Source organism: Melissospora conviva (genome assembly GCF_049523535.1).
GTDB lineage: Bacteria > Actinomycetota > Actinomycetes > Mycobacteriales > Micromonosporaceae > Melissospora > Melissospora conviva.
Genome location: NZ_JBLLDT010000003.1, coordinates 23195 through 43831, shown reverse-complemented (window position 1 = coordinate 43831; position 20637 = coordinate 23195). Strand labels below are relative to the sequence as shown.

Annotated in this window: 23 protein-coding genes; 8 read left to right on the top strand and 15 right to left on the bottom strand. The window is 72.7% G+C overall.

Annotated features, from left to right (window positions below; genetic code table 11):
• Nucleotides 1-152: 152 nt before the first annotated feature.
• The 7 genes from ligA to ACK8GG_RS09605 form a co-directional block, all read right to left on the bottom strand.
• Nucleotides 153-2312 (bottom strand): NAD-dependent DNA ligase LigA, encoded by a 2160-nt coding sequence (ligA, locus tag ACK8GG_RS09635; protein WP_440356261.1) that lies wholly within the window; start codon nt 2310-2312, stop codon nt 153-155.
• A gap of 110 nt (nt 2313-2422) precedes the next feature.
• Nucleotides 2423-2776: a VOC family protein gene (locus ACK8GG_RS09630; RefSeq protein WP_440356119.1), complete on the bottom strand. Its 354-nt coding sequence runs from the start codon at nt 2774-2776 to the stop codon at nt 2423-2425.
• A 29-nt stretch (nt 2777-2805) separates the two neighbouring features.
• Complete coding sequence (locus tag ACK8GG_RS09625; RefSeq protein ID WP_440356118.1) at nt 2806-3810, bottom strand: methionine synthase; 1005 nt, start codon at nt 3808-3810, stop codon at nt 2806-2808.
• 10 nt (nt 3811-3820) lie between these two features.
• Nucleotides 3821-4894, bottom strand: coding sequence for a tRNA 2-thiouridine(34) synthase MnmA (mnmA, locus tag ACK8GG_RS09620; RefSeq protein ID WP_440349877.1), 1074 nt, complete (start codon nt 4892-4894; stop codon nt 3821-3823).
• 74 nt (nt 4895-4968) lie between these two features.
• Nucleotides 4969-6144: a cysteine desulfurase family protein gene (locus tag ACK8GG_RS09615; RefSeq protein WP_440356117.1), complete on the bottom strand. Its 1176-nt coding sequence runs from the start codon at nt 6142-6144 to the stop codon at nt 4969-4971.
• A 130-nt stretch (nt 6145-6274) separates the two neighbouring features.
• Nucleotides 6275-6940 carry a class F sortase gene (locus ACK8GG_RS09610; RefSeq protein ID WP_440356116.1) on the bottom strand — a complete coding sequence of 222 codons (666 nt, stop codon included), beginning with the start codon at nt 6938-6940 and terminating at the stop codon, nt 6275-6277.
• Nucleotides 6937-7767: a DUF4397 domain-containing protein gene (locus ACK8GG_RS09605; protein WP_440356115.1), complete on the bottom strand. Its 831-nt coding sequence runs from the start codon at nt 7765-7767 to the stop codon at nt 6937-6939. Before ACK8GG_RS09605 ends, ACK8GG_RS09610 begins: the two co-directional genes overlap by 4 nt.
• Before the next feature lie 231 nt (nt 7768-7998).
• Here ACK8GG_RS09605 and ACK8GG_RS09600 point away from each other — a divergent pair, with 231 nt between their 5' ends.
• Nucleotides 7999-8601 (top strand): RNA polymerase sigma factor, encoded by a 603-nt coding sequence (locus ACK8GG_RS09600; RefSeq protein WP_440356114.1) that lies wholly within the window; start codon nt 7999-8001, stop codon nt 8599-8601.
• Nucleotides 8555-9376, top strand: a complete 822-nt coding sequence (locus tag ACK8GG_RS09595; protein ID WP_440353402.1) for an anti-sigma factor — start codon at nt 8555-8557, stop codon at nt 9374-9376. Before ACK8GG_RS09600 ends, ACK8GG_RS09595 begins: the two co-directional genes overlap by 47 nt.
• A gap of 136 nt (nt 9377-9512) precedes the next feature.
• Here ACK8GG_RS09595 and ACK8GG_RS09590 read toward each other — a convergent pair whose 3' ends face one another.
• The 3 genes from ACK8GG_RS09590 to ACK8GG_RS09580 all read right to left on the bottom strand — a co-directional run bounded on the left by ACK8GG_RS09590 (nt 9513) and on the right by ACK8GG_RS09580 (nt 11885).
• Nucleotides 9513-10472 (bottom strand): electron transfer flavoprotein subunit alpha/FixB family protein, encoded by a 960-nt coding sequence (locus ACK8GG_RS09590; RefSeq protein ID WP_440353401.1) that lies wholly within the window; start codon nt 10470-10472, stop codon nt 9513-9515.
• 24 nt (nt 10473-10496) lie between these two features.
• On the bottom strand, nt 10497-11276 hold the full coding sequence (locus tag ACK8GG_RS09585) for an electron transfer flavoprotein subunit beta/FixA family protein (protein ID WP_440353400.1): 780 nt from the start codon (nt 11274-11276) through the stop codon (nt 10497-10499).
• Nucleotides 11277-11483: 207 nt separating this feature from the next.
• Entirely contained in the window at nt 11484-11885 is a 402-nt protein-coding gene (locus ACK8GG_RS09580; RefSeq protein WP_440349873.1) for a hypothetical protein, read from the bottom strand.
• Between the two features lie 68 nt (nt 11886-11953).
• Here ACK8GG_RS09580 and ACK8GG_RS09575 point away from each other — a divergent pair, with 68 nt between their 5' ends.
• From ACK8GG_RS09575 to ACK8GG_RS09565, 3 genes are read left to right on the top strand one after another with little or no spacing between them, the layout of a single operon-like run.
• The gene (locus ACK8GG_RS09575; protein WP_440356113.1) at nt 11954-12346 is read left to right on the top strand and encodes a YidH family protein; all 393 of its coding nucleotides are present in this window, start codon (nt 11954-11956) and stop codon (nt 12344-12346) included.
• The gene (locus ACK8GG_RS09570; RefSeq protein WP_440349871.1) at nt 12346-12645 is read left to right on the top strand and encodes a DUF202 domain-containing protein; all 300 of its coding nucleotides are present in this window, start codon (nt 12346-12348) and stop codon (nt 12643-12645) included. The genes ACK8GG_RS09575 and ACK8GG_RS09570 overlap by 1 nt, the downstream gene beginning before the upstream one ends.
• A gap of 27 nt (nt 12646-12672) precedes the next feature.
• Nucleotides 12673-13080: a PLD nuclease N-terminal domain-containing protein gene (locus ACK8GG_RS09565; RefSeq protein WP_440356112.1), complete on the top strand. Its 408-nt coding sequence runs from the start codon at nt 12673-12675 to the stop codon at nt 13078-13080.
• 105 nt (nt 13081-13185) lie between these two features.
• On the opposite strand, the gene ACK8GG_RS09560 is transcribed toward ACK8GG_RS09565, so the two are convergent.
• From ACK8GG_RS09560 to ACK8GG_RS09545, 4 genes are all read right to left on the bottom strand, one after another.
• Entirely contained in the window at nt 13186-13995 is an 810-nt protein-coding gene (locus ACK8GG_RS09560) for an ABC transporter permease (RefSeq protein WP_440349869.1), read from the bottom strand.
• A complete protein-coding gene (locus tag ACK8GG_RS09555; RefSeq protein WP_440353396.1) occupies nt 13992-14981 on the bottom strand; it encodes an ATP-binding cassette domain-containing protein in 990 nt (329 codons plus the stop codon). The genes ACK8GG_RS09560 and ACK8GG_RS09555 overlap by 4 nt, the downstream gene beginning before the upstream one ends.
• Before the next feature lie 206 nt (nt 14982-15187).
• Nucleotides 15188-16810 (bottom strand): acetolactate synthase, encoded by a 1623-nt coding sequence (locus ACK8GG_RS09550; protein ID WP_440356111.1) that lies wholly within the window; start codon nt 16808-16810, stop codon nt 15188-15190.
• A gap of 85 nt (nt 16811-16895) precedes the next feature.
• Nucleotides 16896-17669: an enoyl-CoA hydratase/isomerase family protein gene (locus tag ACK8GG_RS09545; RefSeq protein ID WP_440356110.1), complete on the bottom strand. Its 774-nt coding sequence runs from the start codon at nt 17667-17669 to the stop codon at nt 16896-16898.
• A gap of 99 nt (nt 17670-17768) precedes the next feature.
• Here ACK8GG_RS09545 and ACK8GG_RS09540 point away from each other — a divergent pair, with 99 nt between their 5' ends.
• From ACK8GG_RS09540 to ACK8GG_RS09530, 3 genes are all read left to right on the top strand, one after another.
• A complete protein-coding gene (locus ACK8GG_RS09540; protein ID WP_440350294.1) occupies nt 17769-18242 on the top strand; it encodes a DUF6232 family protein in 474 nt (157 codons plus the stop codon).
• 106 nt (nt 18243-18348) lie between these two features.
• Nucleotides 18349-18837 (top strand): DUF6232 family protein, encoded by a 489-nt coding sequence (locus ACK8GG_RS09535; protein WP_440349865.1) that lies wholly within the window; start codon nt 18349-18351, stop codon nt 18835-18837.
• Between the two features lie 68 nt (nt 18838-18905).
• The gene (locus ACK8GG_RS09530; RefSeq protein WP_440349864.1) at nt 18906-19637 is read left to right on the top strand and encodes a hypothetical protein; all 732 of its coding nucleotides are present in this window, start codon (nt 18906-18908) and stop codon (nt 19635-19637) included.
• A gap of 107 nt (nt 19638-19744) precedes the next feature.
• Here the strand turns inward: ACK8GG_RS09530 and ACK8GG_RS09525 are convergent, their stop codons facing one another.
• Nucleotides 19745-20599, bottom strand: a complete 855-nt coding sequence (locus tag ACK8GG_RS09525; RefSeq protein ID WP_440349863.1) for an ABC transporter ATP-binding protein — start codon at nt 20597-20599, stop codon at nt 19745-19747.
• Nucleotides 20600-20637: the final 38 nt, after the last annotated feature.

The window sequence follows — 20637 nt, the reverse complement described above, 5'->3', positions numbered from 1 at the left end:
GCCCGACGCGACCCCTCGTCGCGCCGCTCCCCATCAAACGCTGCCGGAGTACGATTCGGCGCGACAGACGCGAATCGGACGTAGTCGTAATTAAGTTGGTATACGCGACGACTCGTCCGCAAGATTCACAAATGCCCACTGCGGTAGGTCCATCATGGCTCACCGCGCCGCGCCACCGCCAGAGCGGCTTGCGGCCCCTCCTCGAGCAGCACCCGGAAACCCGCCTCGTCCAGAACCGGCACCTTGAGCCCGGCCGCCTTCTCCGCCTTGGAGCCCGGGTTCTCCCCCACCACCACGAAGCCGGTCTTCTTGGAGACGCCGCTGCTGACCTTGCCGCCGCGGGACTGGATCGCTTCCGCAGCCTGATCCCGGGAGAAGTCGGCGAGCGTTCCGGTGACGACGACGGCGATGCCGTCCAGCGGCCGCGGCCCCTCCTCGGTGGGCTCCTGGGCCATCCGCACGTTCGCCTCGGTCCACTTGCGCACCACGTCGCGGTGCCACTGCACCGCGAACCACTCCTTGAGGCTCTCGGCGATCGTCGGACCGACCCCTTCGACCGCCGACAGCTCCTCCTCGCTCGCCTCGTCGATCGCCTGGATCGCGCCGAAGTGGCGGGCCAGCGCCTGCGCGGCGGTGGGGCCGACGTGCCGGATGGAGAGCGCGACCAGCACCCGCCAGAGCGGACGTTCCCGCGCCGCGTCGAGGCTGGTGAGGAAGCGCCGTGCGTTGCTGCCGAGGCTGCCGTTCTTGTTGACGAAGAACGGCACCGTCGCCAGCCGCTCCTCGTCGAGGTCGAAGAGGTCCCCCTCGTTGACGATCGCGGCGGAATCCACCAGCGCCGCCGCCGCCTTCTCCCCCAGCACGTCGATGTCGAGCGCCGCCCGGCTGCCCAGGTAGGCCAGCCGCTCCCGCAGCTGCGCCGGGCAGGTCTCGGCGTTGGGGCAGCGGATGTCGACGTCGCTCTCCTTGGCCGGCGCCAGCGGCGTGCCGCAGGCCGGGCAGTGGGTCGGCATCACGAAGGCCCGGGCATCGGCGGGCCGCCGCTCGACGACCGGGCCGAGCACCTCGGGAATGACGTCGCCGGCCTTGCGCAGCACCACCGTGTCACCGATGAGCACGCCCTTGCGCTCCACCTCACGGGCGTTGTGCAGTGTCGCCAGCCCCACCACCGAGCCGGCGACCCGCACCGGCTCCAGCACCGCGAAGGGGGTCACGCGGCCGGTGCGCCCCACGTTGACGGCGATGTCGAGCAGCGTGGTGGTCACCTCCTCCGGCGGGTACTTGAAGGCGATCGCCCAGCGCGGTGCCCGGCTGGTCGAGCCGAGCCGGCCCTGGATGTCCACCGGATCCACCTTGACCACCACGCCGTCGATCTCGTGCTCGACATCGTGCCGGTGGGCGCCGTAGTAGGCGATGTACTCGGCGACACCGGCCAGGTCGTCCACCACCTGCGCGCGGTCGCTGGTCGGCAACCCCCAGGCACGCAGGGCGGCGTACGCCTGGGACTGCTCCCGCGGCTGGAAGCCGCGCCGGGCGCCGATGCCGTGCACCACCAGCCGCAGTGGACGCGACGCGGTGATGCGCGGGTCCTTCTGCCGCAGGCTGCCGGCGGCGGCGTTGCGCGGGTTGGCGAAGGGCGCCTTGCCCTGCTCGACCAGGGCGGCGTTGAGATCGGCGAAGGCGTCGACCGGGAAGTAGACCTCGCCCCGGACCTCGAGCAGCTCCGGCGGCGCCCCGAACTCGTCGGAGACGGTCAGCTCGTGCGGGATGTTGCGGATGGTGCGGACGTTGCCGGTGACGTCCTCACCGGTGCGCCCGTCGCCGCGGGTGGCGCCCCGCACCAGCCGCCCGTTCTCGTAGGTCAGGTTGATCGCCAGCCCGTCGACCTTGAGCTCGCAGAGGTAGCGCACCGCGGTGCCGGCGTCGCGCTCGACGCGCTCGGCCCACGCCGCCAGCTCCTCGTCGGCGAAGGCGTTGTCCAGCGACATCATCCGTTCGAGGTGCTCGACCGGGGTGAAGAGGGTGGAGAAGGTGCCGCCGACGCGCTGGGTCGGCGAGTCCGGGGTCCGCAGCGCCGGATACTCCTGCTCCAGCGCCTCCAGCTGCCGCAGCTGCGCGTCGAACTCGGCGTCGGCCACGATCGGCGCGTCGAGCACGTAGTAGCGGTACTGGTGGTCGGTGAGCTCCTGGCTGAGCGCGGCGTGCCGTTCCCGTACGCCGGCCGGCGGCTCCGCTCCCGCCGCCGCCTCCTGTGCCGGGCTGAGCTCCTGCGCCGGGCTGAGCTGCTGTGCCGGGCTGAGCTGCTGCGACATCGCTTCTTCGGACACCCTCGACCTCCGTATGACGTTACCCGGCAGCCTATTGGGCAGGTCTGACGAACAACGGCGAGGCACGGCATCCGCAACCGGAGAGGGCCGGGCGCTCAGTCCCAGACGAGACAGAACGGGTGGCCCACCGGGTCGGCGTAGACCCGCCAGTTCTCGCCCTCGCCCGGCAGGCGCCGGGCGCCGAGCGCCAGCGCCTGCTCCTCGGCGGCCTCGATGTCGTCCACCGTGACGTCGAGGTGCATCTGCTGCGGGCGCTGCGGGTCGGGCCACTGCGGCGGCAGCAGGTCCGGCGCCTGCTGGAAGGAGACCCGGGGCTGCCCGGGGCCGCCGATGGTCACCCAGTCACCCTCGTCGTACGTGATCTCCAGGCCGAGCAGCCGGGAGTAGAACTCGGCGAGCGCCCGGGGCTGCGGGCAGTCGATCGCCACGGCACGTAGTTGTCCGATCATGCCGACATCATGCCCGTCGATACGACGAATCAACCCTCGGCGAGCCGGCGGCCGGCGTCGCGGCACGCGGCGAAGACCGCGCGGGTGTACTCCGGGGTGGCGCCCGCCAGGCCACAGGCCGGGGTGACGACCACCTGCTGCCCGAGCCGGGCACGGGGGAAGCCGAGCCGGTCCCAGACCAGGCGTACCCGGTCGGCGACCTGGGCGGAGGTCGGCACCCGGCCGGCGGCCGGCGGCCGGGTCGGCACCGCGCCGGCGAAGACGCCCAACCCGGCGTCGATGACCTCGCCGAGCGGGTCCAGGTCGCGCAGCAGCGCCAGGTCGAGTGCGATGGCCCTCGCGCCGGCGGTACGGATCAGCTCCAGCGGCACGTCCGGCGCGCAGCAGTGCACCAGCACCGGCGTGCCCACCGCGTCGATCACGGTCCGCAGCGCCGACCGCGCCGTCTCGGTCTGGACCACCCGGTACGCCCCCAGCCCGCTCTCGGTCGGCACCCGGCCGGCCAGGACGGTGGGCAGGGATGGCTCGTCGAGTTGCAGCAGCACCGTCGCGCCCGGCAGGCGTCGGCGTACCTCGGTGACGTGGGCGCGCAGCCCTTCGGCGAGCGAACCGGTCAGGTCCCGCACCGCCCCCGGGTCGCGCAACAGCCGCCCACCGATCGGCAGGTCGATACCGGCCGCCAGCGTCCACGGGCCGGCGGCCTGGATCTTCACCGGCCCGGTGTACCCCTCGGCCTGCTCGGTGAGCTGGTCGAGGTCGCGCTCCATCAGGTCGTGCGCCCGCTTCAGGTCGCGGCCGGGGCGCCCGGCGACGCGCCACTGGCCGGCGTAGAGCTCCACCGGTAGCTCCACCAGCAGCCCGGCGGTCCGGCCGATCAGGTCGGCGCCCGGGCCGCGGGCGGGCAGCTCCGGCAGGTACGGCAGGTCGGGCAGCTCACCCAGGATGATGCGCTGCGCCTCGACGGCGTCGGTCCCCGGCAGGGAGCCGATCCCGGTCGCGGCGCCGCTCGGCCAGGGCCAGGAGGTTTCGGTCACGCGGCGAAGGCTACCGGCTGATGGTGGCCGACCCGAGCACGACGTCGCCGTCGGGGTCGGGACGGTAGACGGCGATGGTCTGCCCGGCGGCGACGCCGCGCACCGGGCGGCGCAGCTCGGCGGTGAGCCGGTCGCCCTCGACGACGACCGTCGCCGGCACCACGTCGCCGTGGGCGCGCAGCTGCACCTCGCACTCGATCGGCCCGGCGGGTACCGGTCCGGCCGACCAGACCGGGCGCAGCGCCGCGACGTGGCTCTCCTCGAGCGCCTCGGCGGGGCCGACGGTGACGGTGTTGGTGACCGGGGTGATCGAGAGCACGTAGCGGGGGCGGCCGTCGGCCGCGGGCCGCTCCAGGTGCAGCCCCTTGCGCTGGCCGACCGTGTACGCGTACGCGCCGGAGTGGGAGCCGACCACGGCGCCGGTGGTGGCGTCGACGACGTCGCCCGGCTCCTCACCGAGGCGCTCGGCGAGGAACTTGCGGGTGTCGCCGTCGGCGATGAAGCAGATGTCGTGCGAGTCCGGCTTCTCGGCCACGGCGAGCCCTCGCCGGGCTGCCTCGGCGCGCACCTCGGCCTTGGTGATGTCGCCGAGCGGGAACATCGAGTGGTCGAGCTGCGCGCGGGTCAGCACCGCCAGCACGTACGACTGGTCCTTGCCGGCGTCGACGCTGCGGCGCAGCAGCCCGTCCGGGCCGAGCCGGGCGTGGTGGCCGGTGACCACGGCGTCGAAGCCGAGCGCGATCGCCCGGTCCAGCACCGCCGCGAACTTGATCTTCTCGTTGCAGCGCAGGCAGGGGTTCGGGGTACGGCCGGCGGCGTACTCGGCGACGAAATCGTCGACCACCTCGGCGTGGAACTGCTCTGCCATGTCCCAGACGTAGAAGGGGATGCCGATCACGTCGGCGGCGCGCCGGGCGTCCCGGGCGTCCTCCAGCGTGCAGCAGCCGCGGGCCCCGCTGCGGTACGTCTGCGGGTTGCGGGCCAGCGCCAGGTGCACACCGGTCACGTCGTGCCCCGCCTCCGCCGCCCGCGCGGCGGCGACCGCCGAGTCGACCCCGCCGGACATGGCTGCCAAGACCCTCACCACACACCCCTTTTCGTGTTCATCGAGGGTAACCGCCCGGTGTACGCGTGCCGAAGCCGCGCGGCGGCTCCCGGTCAGGCTCCGGAACGCAGCGCCCCGGCCCGGCGGGCCCGCTCCACGACCGCGGGCAGGGCGGCGATCAGCGCGTCCACGTCCGCCGGCACCGAGGTGTGGCCCAGGCTGAACCGCAGCGAGGAGCGGGCCCGGTCGTCGGTGGCCCCCATCGCCTGCAGCACGTGCGAGGGCTGGGCGACCCCGGCCGAGCAGGCCGAGCCGGTGGAGCAGGCGATGCCCTGGGCGTCGAGGAGCAGCAGCAGGGCGTCCCCCTCGCAGCCGGGGAAGGAGAAGTGGGCGTTGCCCGGCAGCCGCTGCTCCGGGTCGCCGTTGTAGATCACGTCGGGCACGGCGGCCTGCACCCGCCGCACGAGCAGGTCGCGCAGTTCGCCGACGCGGGCGGCGTACTCCTGCTGGCCCTTGACGGCGCTCTCGACGGCGACCGCGAAGGCGACGATGCCGGCGGTGTCGAGGGTGCCGGAGCGCACGTCGCGTTCCTGCCCGCCGCCGTGCAGCAGCGGGGTCGCCGCGACGTCGCGGGCGAGCAGCAGCGCGCCGACGCCGGCCGGGCCGCCGAGCTTGTGACCGGTGACGGTCAGCGCCGAGACGCCGCTCTCGGCGAAGTCGACCGGCACCTGCCCGACAGCCTGGATGGCGTCGGTGTGCACCGGCACGCCGTACCGGGCGGCGGTCCGGGCCAGCTCGGTGACCGGCTGCAGCGTGCCGACCTCGTTGTTGGCCCACATCGCGGTGAGCAGGGTCACCTGGTCGCCGTGCTCGTCGAGCAGGGCGGCGACCCGGTCGACGTCGACCCGGCCGAGCGCGTCGACGGCGAGCCAGTCGATGTGTGCCCCTTCGTGCCCGGCCAGCCACTGCACCGAGTCGAGCACCGCGTGGTGCTCGACGGCGCTGCAGATGACCCGGTGCCGGGAGGCGTCGGCGGCGCGGCGGGCCCAGAAGATTCCCTTGACTGCCAGGTTGTCGCTCTCGGTGCCACCGCCGGTGAAGACGACCTCCGAGGGGCGGGCGCCGAGTGCGGCGGCCACGCGCTCCCGGGACTCCTCGACCAGCCGGCGGGCACGACGACCGGCCGCGTGCAGCGACGAGGCGTTGCCGACGGTGCGGGCGGTCGCGACGTACGCCTCCAGCGCCTCGTCGAGCATCGGAGTCGTCGCCGCGTGATCCAGGTATGCCATCACCGTTCAGCCTACGGGCGATTGGTGGCGGGCCGGATGCCGGAGGTCCCCCTGCCACCACCACGCACGCCGGAACCGGGCGGGGAGGGTGCTGCGCCCCGCCCGGTCACCGCCCGGCGGGTCCGGCCGGTCAGGCCCGCACCGCGGTGACGACGATGTTGTCGCGGTACTCGCGGGTCTCCGCGTCGAAGGGCCCGCCGCAGGTGATCAGGGTCAGCCGCGGCTTGCCGTCGCGGGCGAAGTACCGGTCCAGCGGGATCTTCGTCTTGTCGTACACCTCCCGGGCGATCACCCGGTACAGCCGGGCCCGGCCGTCGCTGCCGGTCGCGGTGAGGACGTCACCACGGTCGAGTTCACGCAGCCGGTAGAAGGCGCCCTCGCCCTGCTCGGCGCTGTCGACGTGGCCCGCGACGACCACCGAGCCGGCGTCCGTCTCCAGCCCCGGCCCGTACCGGTACCAGCCGATCCGGCCGACGCTGGGCGGCACCTCGAACTCGCCGGTCCGCTCGTCGATACCGACCGCGTTCACCGTGGCCGTGACGTCGATGGCCGGGATCTCCAGCCGTACCGGTGCGACGACCGCCGTGCCGTCGGGCAGGCCCCCGCCGAGGACCGGGACCCCCGCGGTGCCGCCGACGGTGACCGGCGGGGCCGGCGTGGCACCGGCCAGGGCCCGCGCCTCGTCGGCACCGACCTCCGCGGCCGGTTGGGATGCGCACGCCACCAGGGCGGCGGCGGTGAGCGCGGCAACGCCGGCGGCCATGGCCGCCAGCGCGCCGCGGTTGCGCACCGTCACCTGCGACCGGTCCGGACGGTGGCCGTCCGTACCCCGCCGCCGGCCAGGAGCAGCGCGCCGCCGCCGGCCAGCACGTACCACCAGGCGCCCACGCCGTCACCGGCCCGGCCGCCGTCGCCGCTGGGCACCCCTGCGGGGGCCGAGTGCAGGCCGGTGATGGTCTGCGCCACGACGCCGAGGTTCTCCGCCTCGGCCGAGCCGATGGCGTAGACGATCGTCGCGGTCCCCTCCGCGAGGTTCAGTTCCGCCGGCCCGATCACCACGGTGCCGGTGCCGGCGAGCACCACGTCGGCCTCGACCGCGCCCGCGTCGACGTCGGCCTTGGCCTCGTTCGGGTTGGTGAGCCCGCTGAAGACCGGGGTGCCCCCGGCCCGCACGTCCACCGCCGGGGCGGCCGCAGTGTGCCGGACGATCAGCCGGGCCTTGCCGGCATCGACCTTGCCGGTGTCGTTGACGAACGGCGTGATGGTCGGCTCGCCCCCGCCGCCGAGGTGGGCGGCGAGGCTGATGTTCGCCCCGCCCGGCACCGCCGCGTCGTCGACGGTGAGGATCGCCTGGTCCACCGGCTCCCCGCGCTTGGTGAGCGCGATGTCGTACTCGCCCTCGGGCAGGTCCAGCGGGCCCGCCACGTCGCCGGGCTTGAAGTTCTCCAGCGTCTTCTCGCCGTTGACGTAGACGTCGACCGGGGTGTCCGGGATGCCGTGCACGACGGAGACCTTTGCCGAGGCCGCATATGCCGGGGTGGCGGTGAAGGCCCCGGCGCCGGCGAAGGTCAGCGCGGCGACCGCGCCACCCACGGCGACGCGGCGGAAGGTCGGAAGCTGCATGTCTGTCTCCTGGTGGTTGATGCTGATTTGTCGAACCGGGTGTGCGCAACGAGCTTCGTCCGGCCCACCACCGCCGGATGCGCCCGCAGACAACTTCTTTTCGTCCGCTGAATCCGCATCCGCGCGCCGCCTCCGAAGCGAAGAGCTGCTGAGATCAGACCGACGGGCAAAGGTGGGGCGATGGCTGAGGGAGTTACAGTCGTGCATGCCCCCCGGAAGGCGAGCTGCCCTGTGACAGCGGCACGGCAGGAGCCGTACCCACCCGAGGACGACCTCGCCGCCCGCTTCCGCGCGGGCGACGAGCCGGCACTGCGGGAGGCGTACGACCGGTACGGCCGAGCGGTCCTGCACCTGGCCACCAGCACGCTGGCCAACCGCAGCGACGCGGAGGACGTGACCCAGACCACCTTCGTCGCGGCCTGGCTGGGGCGGGACACCTTCGACCCGGTCAAGGGCTCGCTGGTCGGCTGGCTGCTCGGCATCGCCCGGCGCAAGGTGATCGACCGGCTGCGTGCCGCCGCCCGGGAGACCCGGGTCGTCGAGACGGTCCGGCGACTACCGGAGCCGGCACGCACGGTCCCGGACCCCGACACGGTGGTCGACCGGCTGGTCGTCGCCGACGAGCTGGCCCGGCTCCCCGACGATCAGCGGCGCATGCTGGAGTTGGCGTTCTTCGACGACCTGACCCACCAGCAGATAGCGGCGGTGACCGGGGTGCCGCTCGGCACGGTGAAGAGCCACATCCGCCGCGGCATGGCGAGTCTGAAACGCAGATGGGAGGTGGACGGTGCCGCATCCGGAGCACGACCGGCTGGTCTTCCTGGCGCTCGGTGAGGCGGCGGCGGACGCCGCCGAGAGCACCCACCTGGCGAGCTGCGCGCATTGCCGGGCCGAAGTGCACACTCTCCGGCACGTGGCCGGCCTAGGCGCCGGCACCCGGGGCCTGCACGACCTGCCCGACCCGCCGGAGCACGTCTGGCAGGGCATCGTCGCGCAGGTCGGCGCCGCGGAGTCCGCGCCGGCCGTGCCTGCGCCCCGCCCCGACCCCTCCCCTGACGAACGCACCCCCGACGAACGCGACTCCAGCGGGCGCACCGCCGTCGGACGGCCCTCCGACGGGGAAGGCACGACGCTTCCGATGCGGTCGCGCCGGCGCGGTCGGTGGTCGCGCCGGGCGGTGACGGCCACGACCGCGATCGCCGCCGCAGCGGCCGGCATCGTCGGCACCCTCGTCGTGGTCGACACCACCGGGTCGTCGCCGGATCCCGAGCCTGCGCGCGTGGTGCTGGCCAGCGCCCCGCTGGCGGCGTACGGCGCGACGCCCTCCGAGGCCAGAGGGGAGGCGCGGGTCTTCGACAACGGCCGGCTGCACCTGCACCTGACGAATCTGCCGGAGGTCCCGGGTTACTACGAGGTCTGGCTCATCAATCCGCGGAACATGAAGATGCTCTCGATCGGCGTGCTCGGCGACGCGACGGACGAGTTACTGCCGTTGCCACCCAACGTCGACCTTGAGGAGTACTCGGTTGTCGACCTCTCCGCCGAGGCGTACGACAACGATCCCGCCCACTCCGGCAACAGCCTGCTGAGGGGCACCCTGACGGACTGATCGGGCGGCTTCGCCGGACAGGAGTCAACGGCAACAGCCCGGGCGCCCCAGCCCCCACCTCGACGCGCGGGCTTCGGCAACAGTGCGGGCCGGGAACCGTGTCACGGTTCCCGGCCCGCACCGGACGAGCGTCACTTCACTTGCGCTTGCGGATCTCCTCGGTGACCTGCGGGACGACCTTGAACAGGTCACCCACCACGCCGAAGTCCGAAAGCTCGAAGATCGGCGCCTCGGCGTCCTTGTTCACCGCGACGATGGTCTTCGAGGTCTGCATGCCGGCCCGGTGCTGGATGGCACCGGAGATGCCGAGCGCGATGTAGAGCTGCGGCGAGACCGTCTTACCGGTCTGGCCGACCTGGAACTGGTGCGGGTAGTAGCCGGAGTCAACGGCCGCCCGGGAGGCGCCGACGGCGCCGCCGAGCAGGTCGGCCAGCTCCTCGACCAGCTTGAAGTTGTCGGCGTTGCCGACACCGCGACCGCCGGAGACCACGGTCGAGGCCTCGGTCAGCTCCGGGCGGGAGCCCTTCTGCTCGGCGACCCGCTCGACGACCTTGGCCAGCTTGTCGACGTCGGTGACGGCGACGGTGAGCTGCTCGACGGCCGGGGAGGCCGGCGCCGGGGTCGGCGGAACGGAGTTCGGCCGCAGGGTGACCAGCGGCAGACCGCGGGTGACCTTGGACTTGACGATGGTGGAGCCGGCGAAGACCACCTGGGTGGCCGTGCCGTCGGCGTCGAGGCCGACCACGTCGGTCAGCACGCCGTTGTCCAGCTTGATCGCCAGGCGGGCGGCGATCTCCTTGCCCTCCTGGGAGGAGGCGAGCAGCACGGCGGCCGGCTGCACCTGCTTGACCAGTTCGGCCACCACAGTCGCCTTGGGGGCGACCAGGTAGCCGTCGATCTCGTCACCCTCGGCGGCGTAGATCTTCTGCGCGCCGTACTCGCCGAGCTTCTCGCTCAGCGCGGCGGCGGCGCCGGAGCCGCCGAGCACGACGGCGGAGGGGGTGCCCAGCTCGCGCGCGAGGGTGAGCATCTCCAGGGTGACCTTCTTGACGCCGAATTCCTTGGTGGCTTCGACGACGACCAATACCTCAGCCATTGCGTTCCGTCTCCCTCAGCCCGCTCAGACGAACTTCTCGGTGGCGAGGTACTCGACCAGCTTGATGCCGCCCTCGCCCTCGTCGATGATCTTCTCGCCGCCGGAGCGCGGCGGGCGCTTGCTGTGCTCGAGGACGGTGCTGGTGGCACCGTCAAAGCCGACCTCGTTTCCGGCGATGCCCAGGTCGGCCAGGGAGAGCGTCTCGACCGGCTTCTTCTTGGCGGCCATGATGCCCTTGAAGGACGGGTACCGGGGCTCGTTGATGGTGTCCCAGACACTGACCACGGCGGGGGTCGAGGCGCTGACGACCTCGTAGCCCTCCTCGGTCTGCCGCTCGGCGGTGAGCGAGGAGCCGTCGACGGTGAGCTTGCGCGCGCCGGTGAGGGCGGCGACACCGAGACGCTCGGCGAGCATGTGCGGCAGGACCTGCACGCGGCCGTCGGTCGACTCCGAGCCGCAGAGGATCAGGTCGGCGTTGAGCTTCTGCAGGGCGGCGGCGAGCACCTTGGAGGTGGCCACGGCGCAGGAGCCGTGCAGCGCGCCGTCGACGACGTGCACCGCCTTGTCCGGACCCATCGAGAGCGCCTTGCGGATGGACTCGGTCGCCTTCTCCGGACCCATGGTCAGGATGGTGACCTCGCCACCGTGAGCTTCCTTGATCTTCAACGCCTCTTCGATGGCGTATTCGTCCATCTCGTTGATGACGTTGTTCGCCGAACCGCGGTCGACGGTGTTGTCGTCACTGCGCAGGTTGCGGTCCGCGCCCGAATCGGGCACCTGCTTGACGAGTACGACGATGTTCATCGCGCTTCGACGACCCTCCTGTTGGTGTTGCGGTGTAACGCCCGGTCTCGGGCGCAGCCTCCCGCGTGCACGGATGCGTGGTCAACCGCCGGGGGCTGTGTACTTGCCCACGGAATCATGTTACCTGTCAGTAGCATCGGCCCCGCCGCCACAAGAGTGACACAGGTCACCGTCTATCGACCGCATCGACCCGGCGCCGCCGCCGGCTCAGGCGGAGAGCGCCTCGGCGACCTTTTCGATCATGGCAGCCTCGGCGGCGTGCACCCCGCCGTGGGCCCGGGCGACCCGGTCCACCGCCTCCAGCACCACGGCCCGGTAGGGCTCCATCTCGTCGGGCGCCTTGGTGCGCAGAATCCGCACCGACTCCCGCAGCGCCGGCAGCACCTCCGCCTCGACCACCCGGGCGGACCCGGTCGGCAGCTTCGGCACCGGGCCGCCGGTGAGCACCACCTTGACCAGGCCACTGGTGCCGGCGATCACGTCCGAGGCGGCGAAGCTCTCCTTGATCATGGAGAGCAGACCCGGATCGGCGTTGGAGACCAAAAAGACCGCACCGAACGCGCCGGTCTTGAGGGTCAGCTTCTCCTGCTCGGTCAGCGGTTGATCCACAACAGGGAGTGTAGACGCAGGAATCGGTGGTGACGCCCAGGACGAAGCCGGGCACGGATAATGGGCCGGTGTTCACCAGGATCCGGGACTGGTTCGATCCGACGTACCTGCGCGACGTCGGCACCCGACCGGACTACCGCTACACCCTGGCCAACGAGCGGACCTTCCTCGCCTGGCTGCGTACCGCGCTGGCCCTGGTCGCCGGCGGCCTCGCCGCCGCGCAGTTCCTGCCGGAGCTACGGCCGGCGTACCTGCGGGAACTGATCGCGATCGTGCTGCTCGCCCTCGGCGCCCTGGTGGCGATCCGCGCCGTCGACCACTGGGCCCGGGTGCAGAAGTCGATGCGCTGCGACGAGGACCTGCCCCCGTCCCGCTTCCCGGCGATCATGGCGCTGGCGGTCGGCGTCGGGGCACTGGCGCTCATCGGCGTCGTGCTCTTCCTCGGCGCCCCCGGCCGCTGATGCCGCCCGACCCGGGGCGCCAGCCCGAACGCACCCGACTCTCCTGGCGTCGCACCGCGCTGGCGCTGACCATCTCGTACCTGCTGATCGTCCGAATGGGGCTCGGGGAGGGCCGGACCGGGCTGATACTGCTCCTCGTCGGCCTGGTCGTCTGGGCCGTGGCCCTGACCGTGCTCTGGCCCCGGGTGACGCCCACCGGATCCCGGCTCGGCCCCGGGCCGGCCCTACCGGTGACCGCCCTCGCCGTCGCCGCCTTCGCACTGCTGGGAGTGATGCTTTCTGTGCACCGTCTCGGCTGAACCCGGGCCATGGGTCATAGTTGAACCATGGCCCGCGTCATGATCCTTCTCTTCGTCCTGCAGGTAGCCCTCGCCGCGGCAGCTCTGATCAGCTGTCTCTCCACCGAGGAGAAGATCCGCAGGATGCCCCGCTGGGCCTGGGTCTGCGTCATCATCTTCGTCCCCGTCATCGGCGCCGTCGCCTGGTTCCTGACCGGCCGGCCCGTCACCCCGGCCGCCGGCGGCACCCTGTCCCGGCTGACCCGGCTCGCCGACCCGGCCGCCCCGGCCCGCCGCCCCGCCCGCCCGGTCGCACCCGACGACGACCCGGAGTTCCTGCGCTCACTGAACAACCGGCCCGGTCAGCCGCCGCAGCCCACGACCGGCCCGGACGCGCAGCCGGCCCCCGAGGAGACCGGCGAGCCGCCGCGCGAACAGGACCGCCCCGAGGCCTGACCGGCCGCGGATCACCCGCGATCACCGCCACCACCGGCACCGGCACCGGTCACAACCGGCGCTTGAAGGACCGCGTCTCACAACCGGCGCTTAGAGGACCGCGTCTCACAGCCGGCGCTTGAGGGCCCGCATCGCCAGGGGTCCGAAGATCGCGGCGATCACCACCGCCCAGAGCAGCGACTGCACCGTCGGCGCGGCGACCGGCCCGCCGATCAGCATGCCGCGCAACGCGTCGGCCAGGATCGTCACCGGGTTGACCTCCACCCATGCCTGCAGCCAGCCGGGCATCGTCTCGGTCGGCACGAAGGCGTTGCTGGTGAAGGTCAACGGAAAGATCACCATGAAGCCGAAGATCTGCACCTTCTCCGGCTCGCCGACGCTGACCCCGACCAGCACCGAGATCCACGCCGCCGCGAGCGAGAAGGCCAGCAGCAGCGCGAACGCGCCGAGCAGCCCCGACAGGCCGTTCTGCAACCGGAAGCCGAGCAGCGCGCCGACGCCGACCAGCAGCGCCATCGACCATGCCTGTTTGGTGGTGTCGGCGAGGATCCGGCCCCCCAGCGGCGCCCAGCGGGCGATCGGCAGCGACCGCAGCCGGTCGAAGACGCCCTTGGTGAGGTCCATGTTCAGGCCGAAACCGGTGGTCATCGTCGCGAAGATCGCGTTCTGCACGATGATGCCGGGGAGCGCGAACTGCAGGTAGTCCCCGGGTGAGCCGGAGATCGCGCCGCCGAAGACGAAAGTGAACAGCAGCAGGAACATCACCGGCTGGATGCTCAGGTCCAGCAGCTCCATCGGGTTGTGCTTGATCTGCACCAGGCTGCGCCAGGCCAGGGTCAGCGCGTGGCGTACCCCGGTGAGCAGTCCGACCCGGCGGGCCGGCGCGAGCGCCGGGGCCGCGGTGATCGCCGTCATGCCGTCGTCCTCTCCCGGGTGACGACGAGCTCGTCGCCGTCACCGCCGTCGTCGTCCTCGGGGCGGTGCCCGGTCAACGAGAGGAATACCTCGTCCAGGGTCGACCCGCGCAGCGCGAGCTCGCCGACCTCGACGCCCGCCTCGTCGAGGCGCCGCACCAGCTCCGGCAGGACCGCCGTGCCGCTGACCGGCACGGTGACAGCGCTCTGCCCGATCTCCGGGCCGGCCCCGGTCAGCTCCGCCGCGATCGCCGCCACACGCGGCAGGTCCGCCGCCGTCAGAGGGCGCACGACCACGACCTGACCACCGATCTTCGCCTTGAGCTCGTCCGGTGTGCCGGTGGCGATGACCCGGCCGTGGTCGACCACCGCCAGCTCGTCGGCGAGCTGGTCGGCCTCCTCCAGATACTGCGTGGTGAGCAGGACCGTCACGCCGGTCGAGACCAGCCCCCGCACCAGGTCCCACAGCTCGTTGCGGCTGCGCGGATCCAGGCCGGTTGTCGGCTCGTCCAGGAAGAGCACCTGGGGACGCCCCACCAGGCTCGCCGCCAGGTCCAGCCGGCGCCGCATGCCACCGGAGTACGTCTTGGCGGCCCGCCCGCCCGCGTCGGTGAGGTGGAACTCGGCGAGCAGCTCCCCGGCGCGGGCCCGGGCGGCGACGCGGGACATACCCAGCAGCCGCCCGATCAGCAGCAGGTTCTCCGCGCCGGTCAGCGTCTCGTCGACGGAGGCGTACTGGCCGGTGAGGCCGATGCAGTGCCGCACCTGGTGGGCCTGGCGCACCACGTCGTACCCGGCGACGGTGGCGTGCCCGGCGTCGGGTCGCAGCAGGGTGGCGAGCACCCGTACGGCCGTGGTCTTGCCCGCCCCGTTCGGGCCGAGCAGGCCGAAGACGGTGCCGGTGCGCACCGCCAGGTCAACTCCGGCGAGGGCGGTGGTGGTGCCGAAGCGCCGCACCAGCCCCTCGGCCCGGATCGCGTGCTCCATGGACGGCTCCCGTCGTCTGCGCTGGTGAAACCCCAGATTGGACGACAGGTACGACATGCTGCCGGTCCGCGGCTGACGTTACGACGGCCACGGCCGGCAGTCAGCCGGTTTTCCCCCGTGAGGTGTCACCGAACCGACAGAACCGGCGCTGTGACGCCGCCGACGTACCCGCGGGCCGTCGGCGGCGCCACAGCCGGAACCGGCCCTCAGGCCAGGTTCGACGAACGCGGGTACGCGTCGGCCGGATCGGTGAGGACGTTGACCAGGTACGGCACACCCGAGTCGAAGGCCCGGCCCAGCGCCGGCGCCAGATCGGCAGCCTTGGCGACCGTCTCCCCCGCCCCGCCGAGCGCGGTCACCACGTCGTCGTAGCGCAGCTCCGGCTGCAGGTCGGCGGCGACGTCGTAGCCGTACATCGCCTGCATCGGGTGCTTCTCCAGGCCCCAGATGCCGTTGTTGCCTACCACGATCACCACGGGCAGCTTCTGGCGCACCAGCGACTCGACGTCCATCAGCGAGAAACCGGCCGCGCCGTCACCCATCAGCACGCAGATCTGCCGGTCCGGGTGGGTGACCCGGGCCCCCATCGCGTACCCCATGCCGGTGCCGAGGCAGCCGTACGGGCCGGGGTCGAGCCAGGTGCCGGGCTGCGCCGGCTCCAGGTAGCGCCCGGCGTACGAGACGAAGTCGCCACCGTCGCCGATGGTGATGGCGTCGGCGGCGAGCACCCGGCGCAGTTCGCCGTAGACGCGGGCGGGGCGGATCGGATCGGTCTCGGCGGCCATCTCGGCGGCGTCGCGGGCGCGGGCGGCGTCCTCGGCCACCCGCAGCTGCGCGATCCAGTCGGTGTGGTCGACGCGGTCGCCGCCGTGGCCGGCGATGTCGGTGAGGACCAGCCGCAGGTCACCGGCGGGGCTGACGGCCGGCTGCACGTGCTGGGCGCGCTGCGCCGGCGCGTCGACGATGTGCACGACCTGGGCGTCGCCGAAGTCGCCGAAGCCGAGCCGGAAGTCCAGCGGCGTGCCGATGACGACGACCAGGTCGGCGCCGGCGAAGGCGACCCGGCGGGCCTTGGCGAAGGAGAGCGGATGCCCCGGCGGCAACGCGCCGCGCCCCATGCCGTTGGTGAAGACCGGCACCCCGTACGCCTCGGCGACCTCGCGCAGGGCGGCGACGGCATCCCCGGCGTAGACGTCGGAGCCGGCGATGATGACGGGCCTGGCGGCGGCGGCGAGCAGCCGGGCGGCCTGGGTGACGTGCTCCGGGTCGGGCGCGACCGGCGTGATCACCGGCCCGACGGGGGCGTCGACGTCGGCGACGGAGAAGACCGCCTCCAGCGGCAGGTCCAGGAAGACCGGGCCGCGGTGCGGGGTGAGGGCGGCGGTCAGCGCGGCGCCCACGGCCCGCGGGATGTCGTCGGGGCGCAATACCGTCTCGGCGTGCTTGGTGACCGGCGCGACCAGCGGCAGGTGGTCGATCTCCTGCAGGCTGCCCGAGCCCCAGCGGAACGCCGGCGCCCTGCCGCCGAGCACCACCACGGGGGAGGCGTTGAAGTAGGCGCTGGTCAGCCCGGAAATGCCGTTGGTGACGCCGGGCCCGGCGGTGAGCACGGCCAGGCTGGGGCGGCGCTGCAGCTTCGCCACCGCTTCGGCGGCGAAGACCGCCGACTGCTCGTGCCGGACGTCGTAGAGCGGGAACCCGGCCCGGTGCGCGGCGTCGTAGAGCGGGAAGACGTGACCGCCGGAGAGGGTGAACATCTCGCGTATGCCGCCCGCGCGCAGCGCAGCGAGTGCCAGGTCACCGCCGTGACCTTCGATCCGCTCGGCCATGATCCGCTCCCATCGATCGTGTGTCCGGGAGCACAGAGGTTACCGGCCGGTCACGAACCCGTGAACCGGCCGGTCGCCTCTTGCGTCAGCGGCCGGTGAAGCCCGGCTTGCGCTTGGCGACGAAGGCGGCCATGCCCTCGGCGCGGTCGTCGGTGGCGAAGAGCCCGGCAAAGAGCTGGCTCTCCCAGTTCAGGCCGGAGGCGAGGTCCATGTCCAGGCCGCCGTCGACGGCGAGCTTCGCCGCCCGCAGCGCCTGCACCGGGCCGCCGACGTAGGGCTTCACCAGCTCCAGCGCGGCCTCGTAGACCTGCTCGGCCGGGACCACCCGGTCGGCGAGGCCGATGCGCAGCGCCTCCTCGGCGTCGACCATCCGGCCCGACATGATCAGGTCCTTGGCCTTCGCCGGTCCGACGAGCCGGGCCAGGCGCTGGGTGCCGCCGGCCCCGGGGATGATGCCGAGCTTGATCTCCGGCTGGCCGAGCTTGGCGTTGTCGGCCACCACCCGCCAGTCACAGGCCAGGGCGAGCTCGCAGCCACCACCGAGGGCGTACCCGGTGATCGCGGCGACGACCGGCTTCGGGATGCGGGAGATCGCGCCGAGGGCGCTGGAGAGGTCGGCGGCGCGGGCGGACATGTCCACGTACGACATCTCCGCCATCTCCTTGATGTCGGCGCCCGCGGCGAAGACCTTCTCGCCGCCGTAGACGACCACGGCGTAGACGTCCGAGGACGCGGTGGCCTCCGCCGCGGCCTGCCGCAACTCCTCCTGCACCTGCTTGTTCAGCGCGTTCATCGGCGGCCGCTCGAGCCTGATGGTGCCGATGCCGTCCTTGATTTCCAGCCGCACGAAATCGCCCACGCCTCGTCCTCACTTCCATGTCTTGGTCGCGGCCCCACATTACGCAGGGCTTCTGTGGGTACCTTTGTCGAGTCTGACGCCGAAGAACAGGGGCCGGAGATGAGCACCACCTACTACGACGACCCCGCTGTGCGGGTCACGTCCGAGTTCGTGGAGGTGCAGGGGCAGCGTTTCGCGCTGGCCGAGTGCGCCCAGATCTGGCACCGCCGCGGCAGCCGCTCCTGGGGTGCGGTGGCCCGCCGCGGCGCTCTCGGCGCCGCCCTGGCCGGTCCGGTCGTCGCCGCCGTCCTCGGCCTCGCGCTGGCGATCTGGTTGCGTCCGTCGGCGACGGTCACCGTCGCCATCGTCGGGGTATCGCTGCTGCTGGGGCTGGCGGTCGGCCCGATCGCGGACTTCCTGCTGGAGTACATGGACCGCTCCTACGTCCGTGGCAGCCGGCAGCTGGAGATCTGGGCCCGCTGGCGCGGCCGGGAGGTCCAACTGCTGCGCACCGGCGACGCGCTGCGCTTCGGCCAGATCTACCGGGCCCTGCAACGCGCCATGGAGAACCACCGCCCCGCCGCCCGTCGCTGACCCGCCCCGCCGGCCCCTCCTGCACGCGCGCAAGCGCCCGCTGCGGTCGTGCGGCAGCCAGGCGGCCGGGGCCACCCCGGCGGGCGTTCCCGGGTTATCCTCAACGATGGCGATCTATTACCGCGACCCGACGGTCCACGTCACCTCGGAGTCCATCCGCGTCGACGACCACGTCGTACGGGTCGCCGACGTCGCGTACGTCTGGCACGAGCGCGGGCGGCGGACCGCCCGGATCCACTCGCGGCGCCTGGGGCGCGGCGTGCTGGTCCTGCTGCTCAGCATCCCCCCGCTGCTCGCCGTGCTCTGCCTGGTGGGGCTCGGCTACGCCGCCTGGGACCGCAACCAGTGGGGCCTGGCCGCCACCGTCATCATCGCTTTCATCGTCGGCGCCGCGGTGCTGCTGCCCTTCCTGGAGGTGCCGCTGGGCTGGCTGGACCGCTCCTACGACCGCGGCGACAACCAGCACGAACTCTGGATCCACTGCCACGGCCAACCCGAGGGGGTACGGCTGCTCAGCAGCTCCGACGGGCAGCGGTTCGGCCAGATCTACCGGGCGGTCCAGCGGGCCGTGGAGCAGCCGGAACAGCGGGTGTGACCCGCAGCGGACCAGCGGGTGTGACCAGCCGCCGGGACGTTTTCGACAGGAGACCGCACAATGATGCAATGGCGCTTCCCTTTCCCGGCCCGACCGCGGTCCTCGGCCTGACCCGCTCCGCCGTCGGCCTGGCTGTCGACTCTGCCTCGACCGTGGTGTCGCTGCCCGCCCGCGCCTTCGGGCTGCTGGACGACATCGAGACCGTCGTACGCCGCATCACCGTCCTGCTGGACCGGGTCGAGGCGATCGTCGAACGCACCGACCGGGTGGTCGACAGCGCGGAAGGGGCGATCCGCGAGGTGGCGGTCCTCAACGCCGCCGCGAGCACAGCGGTGGAGAGCGCCACCACGATCGCCGACGCCGCCTCCGCGGTCATCACCGAGGCGCAGCGGGTCTCCACCGCCACCGGGGTGATCGTCGCCGACGTCGAGGAGATCACCGCGCGGGCCGGCAGCGCGCTGGGCCGTACCGAGAACCTCGCGGTGACCGCCGGGGAGCTGCTCGCCGCGTACGAGAGCACGCTGCGCAAGGCCGCGCCGATGGCGAACCGCTTCGTCGAGCAACTCTCCGCCGAGGAGGTGGACGCCGCGATCCGGCTGGTGGACGAGTTGCCGCAGCTGCGCCGGCACCTCACCTCGGACGTGATGCCGATCCTGGCCACCCTGGACCGGGTCGGACCCGACATCCACGACCTGCTGGAGGTCACCCGGGATCTGCGGCTGGCCATCGCCGGCATCCCCGGCCTGGGGATACTGCGCCGCCGCGGCGAGAACCGCCTCGGCGACGACGACGGCAGCTGACCGCGGCAGCTGACCCCGCGGCGCCGATCACGCGACGCAGTCAGGCGGCGCGGGTCAAGCCGCGCCGGCCCATTCAGCGGATCAGGCGGTGCCGGCCACCCGGTGGATCAGGCGGCGCGGGCGGCGAAGCGCTCCCCGCGCCGTTCGACCACCAGCGGCAGCCCGAAGGTCTTCGAGAGGTTCTCCCCGGTCAACGTCTGACCGATCAGGCCCTGCGCCACCACGGCCCCCTCACGCAGCAGCATCGCGTGCGTGAAGCCAGGCGGGATCTCCTCGACGTGGTGGGTCACCAGCACCATCGCCGGGGCGTCCGGGTCGTACGCCAGGTCTGCCAGGCGGGCGACCAGGTCCTCCCGGGCACCGAGGTCGAGCCCGGCGGCCGGCTCGTCGAGCAGGAGCAGTTCCGGGTCGGTCATCAGCGCCCGGGCGATCTGCACGCGCTTGCGCTCCCCTTCGGAGAGGGTGCCGTACTCGCGGTCGGCGAAGCCGCCGACGCCGAGCTGGGCCAGCAACCCGGTCGCGCGGCCCTCGTCGAGGCGGTCGTAGCTCTCCCGCCAGCGGCCGACCACCGACCAGGCGGCGGTCAGCACCACGTCGGAGACGCGCTCGCCGGCCGGGATCCGCTCGGCGAGCGCGGCGGTCGCCAGGCCGATGCGCGTCCGCAGCTCGTTGACGTCGGTACGCCCGATCCGCTCGGCGAGCACGAAAGCCGTACCGGTGGTGGGGTGCAGCCGGCCGGCCGCGAGATTCAGCAGGGTCGTCTTGCCGGCGCCGTTGGGGCCGAGGATCACCCACCGCTCGTCGAGTTCGACACGCCAGTCGACGTCGTGCAGCAGCCGGTTGCCGGACCGGGTGACGCCGACACCGTCGAACTCGATCACCAGGTCAGGGTCAGCGGCCGGGGGCGGGACGGCGGCGCCACCGGCGCCGGAGACCAGGTCTGTAGGCACGCACCCATCCAACCACGCAGCCGCGCACCGCCCCCACCCACGCCCGCGCG

Excerpts from the sequence above, each read along its gene's own strand:
- ACK8GG_RS09585 (WP_440353400.1), bottom strand. The coding sequence starts at position 11,276 with ATGAACATCGTCGTACTCGTCAAGCAGGTGCCCGATTCGGGCGCGGAC.
- ACK8GG_RS09540 (WP_440350294.1), top strand. The coding sequence starts at position 17,769 with ATGAGCACCACCTACTACGACGACCCCGCTGTGCGGGTCACGTCCGAG.
- ACK8GG_RS09530 (WP_440349864.1), top strand. The coding sequence starts at position 18,906 with ATGGCGCTTCCCTTTCCCGGCCCGACCGCGGTCCTCGGCCTGACCCGC.
- ACK8GG_RS09605 (WP_440356115.1), bottom strand. The coding sequence starts at position 7,767 with ATGCAGCTTCCGACCTTCCGCCGCGTCGCCGTGGGTGGCGCGGTCGCC.
- ACK8GG_RS09570 (WP_440349871.1), top strand. The coding sequence starts at position 12,346 with ATGCCGCCCGACCCGGGGCGCCAGCCCGAACGCACCCGACTCTCCTGG.
- ligA (WP_440356261.1), bottom strand. The coding sequence starts at position 2,312 with ATGTCGCAGCAGCTCAGCCCGGCACAGCAGCTCAGCCCGGCGCAGGAG.
- ACK8GG_RS09555 (WP_440353396.1), bottom strand. The coding sequence starts at position 14,981 with ATGGAGCACGCGATCCGGGCCGAGGGGCTGGTGCGGCGCTTCGGCACC.
- ACK8GG_RS09565 (WP_440356112.1), top strand. The coding sequence starts at position 12,673 with ATGGCCCGCGTCATGATCCTTCTCTTCGTCCTGCAGGTAGCCCTCGCC.
- ACK8GG_RS09560 (WP_440349869.1), bottom strand. The coding sequence starts at position 13,995 with ATGACGGCGATCACCGCGGCCCCGGCGCTCGCGCCGGCCCGCCGGGTC.
- ACK8GG_RS09550 (WP_440356111.1), bottom strand. The coding sequence starts at position 16,810 with ATGGCCGAGCGGATCGAAGGTCACGGCGGTGACCTGGCACTCGCTGCG.
- ACK8GG_RS09630 (WP_440356119.1), bottom strand. The coding sequence starts at position 2,776 with ATGATCGGACAACTACGTGCCGTGGCGATCGACTGCCCGCAGCCCCGG.
- ACK8GG_RS09590 (WP_440353401.1), bottom strand. The coding sequence starts at position 10,472 with ATGGCTGAGGTATTGGTCGTCGTCGAAGCCACCAAGGAATTCGGCGTC.
- ACK8GG_RS09535 (WP_440349865.1), top strand. The coding sequence starts at position 18,349 with ATGGCGATCTATTACCGCGACCCGACGGTCCACGTCACCTCGGAGTCC.
- ACK8GG_RS09615 (WP_440356117.1), bottom strand. The coding sequence starts at position 6,144 with ATGGCATACCTGGATCACGCGGCGACGACTCCGATGCTCGACGAGGCG.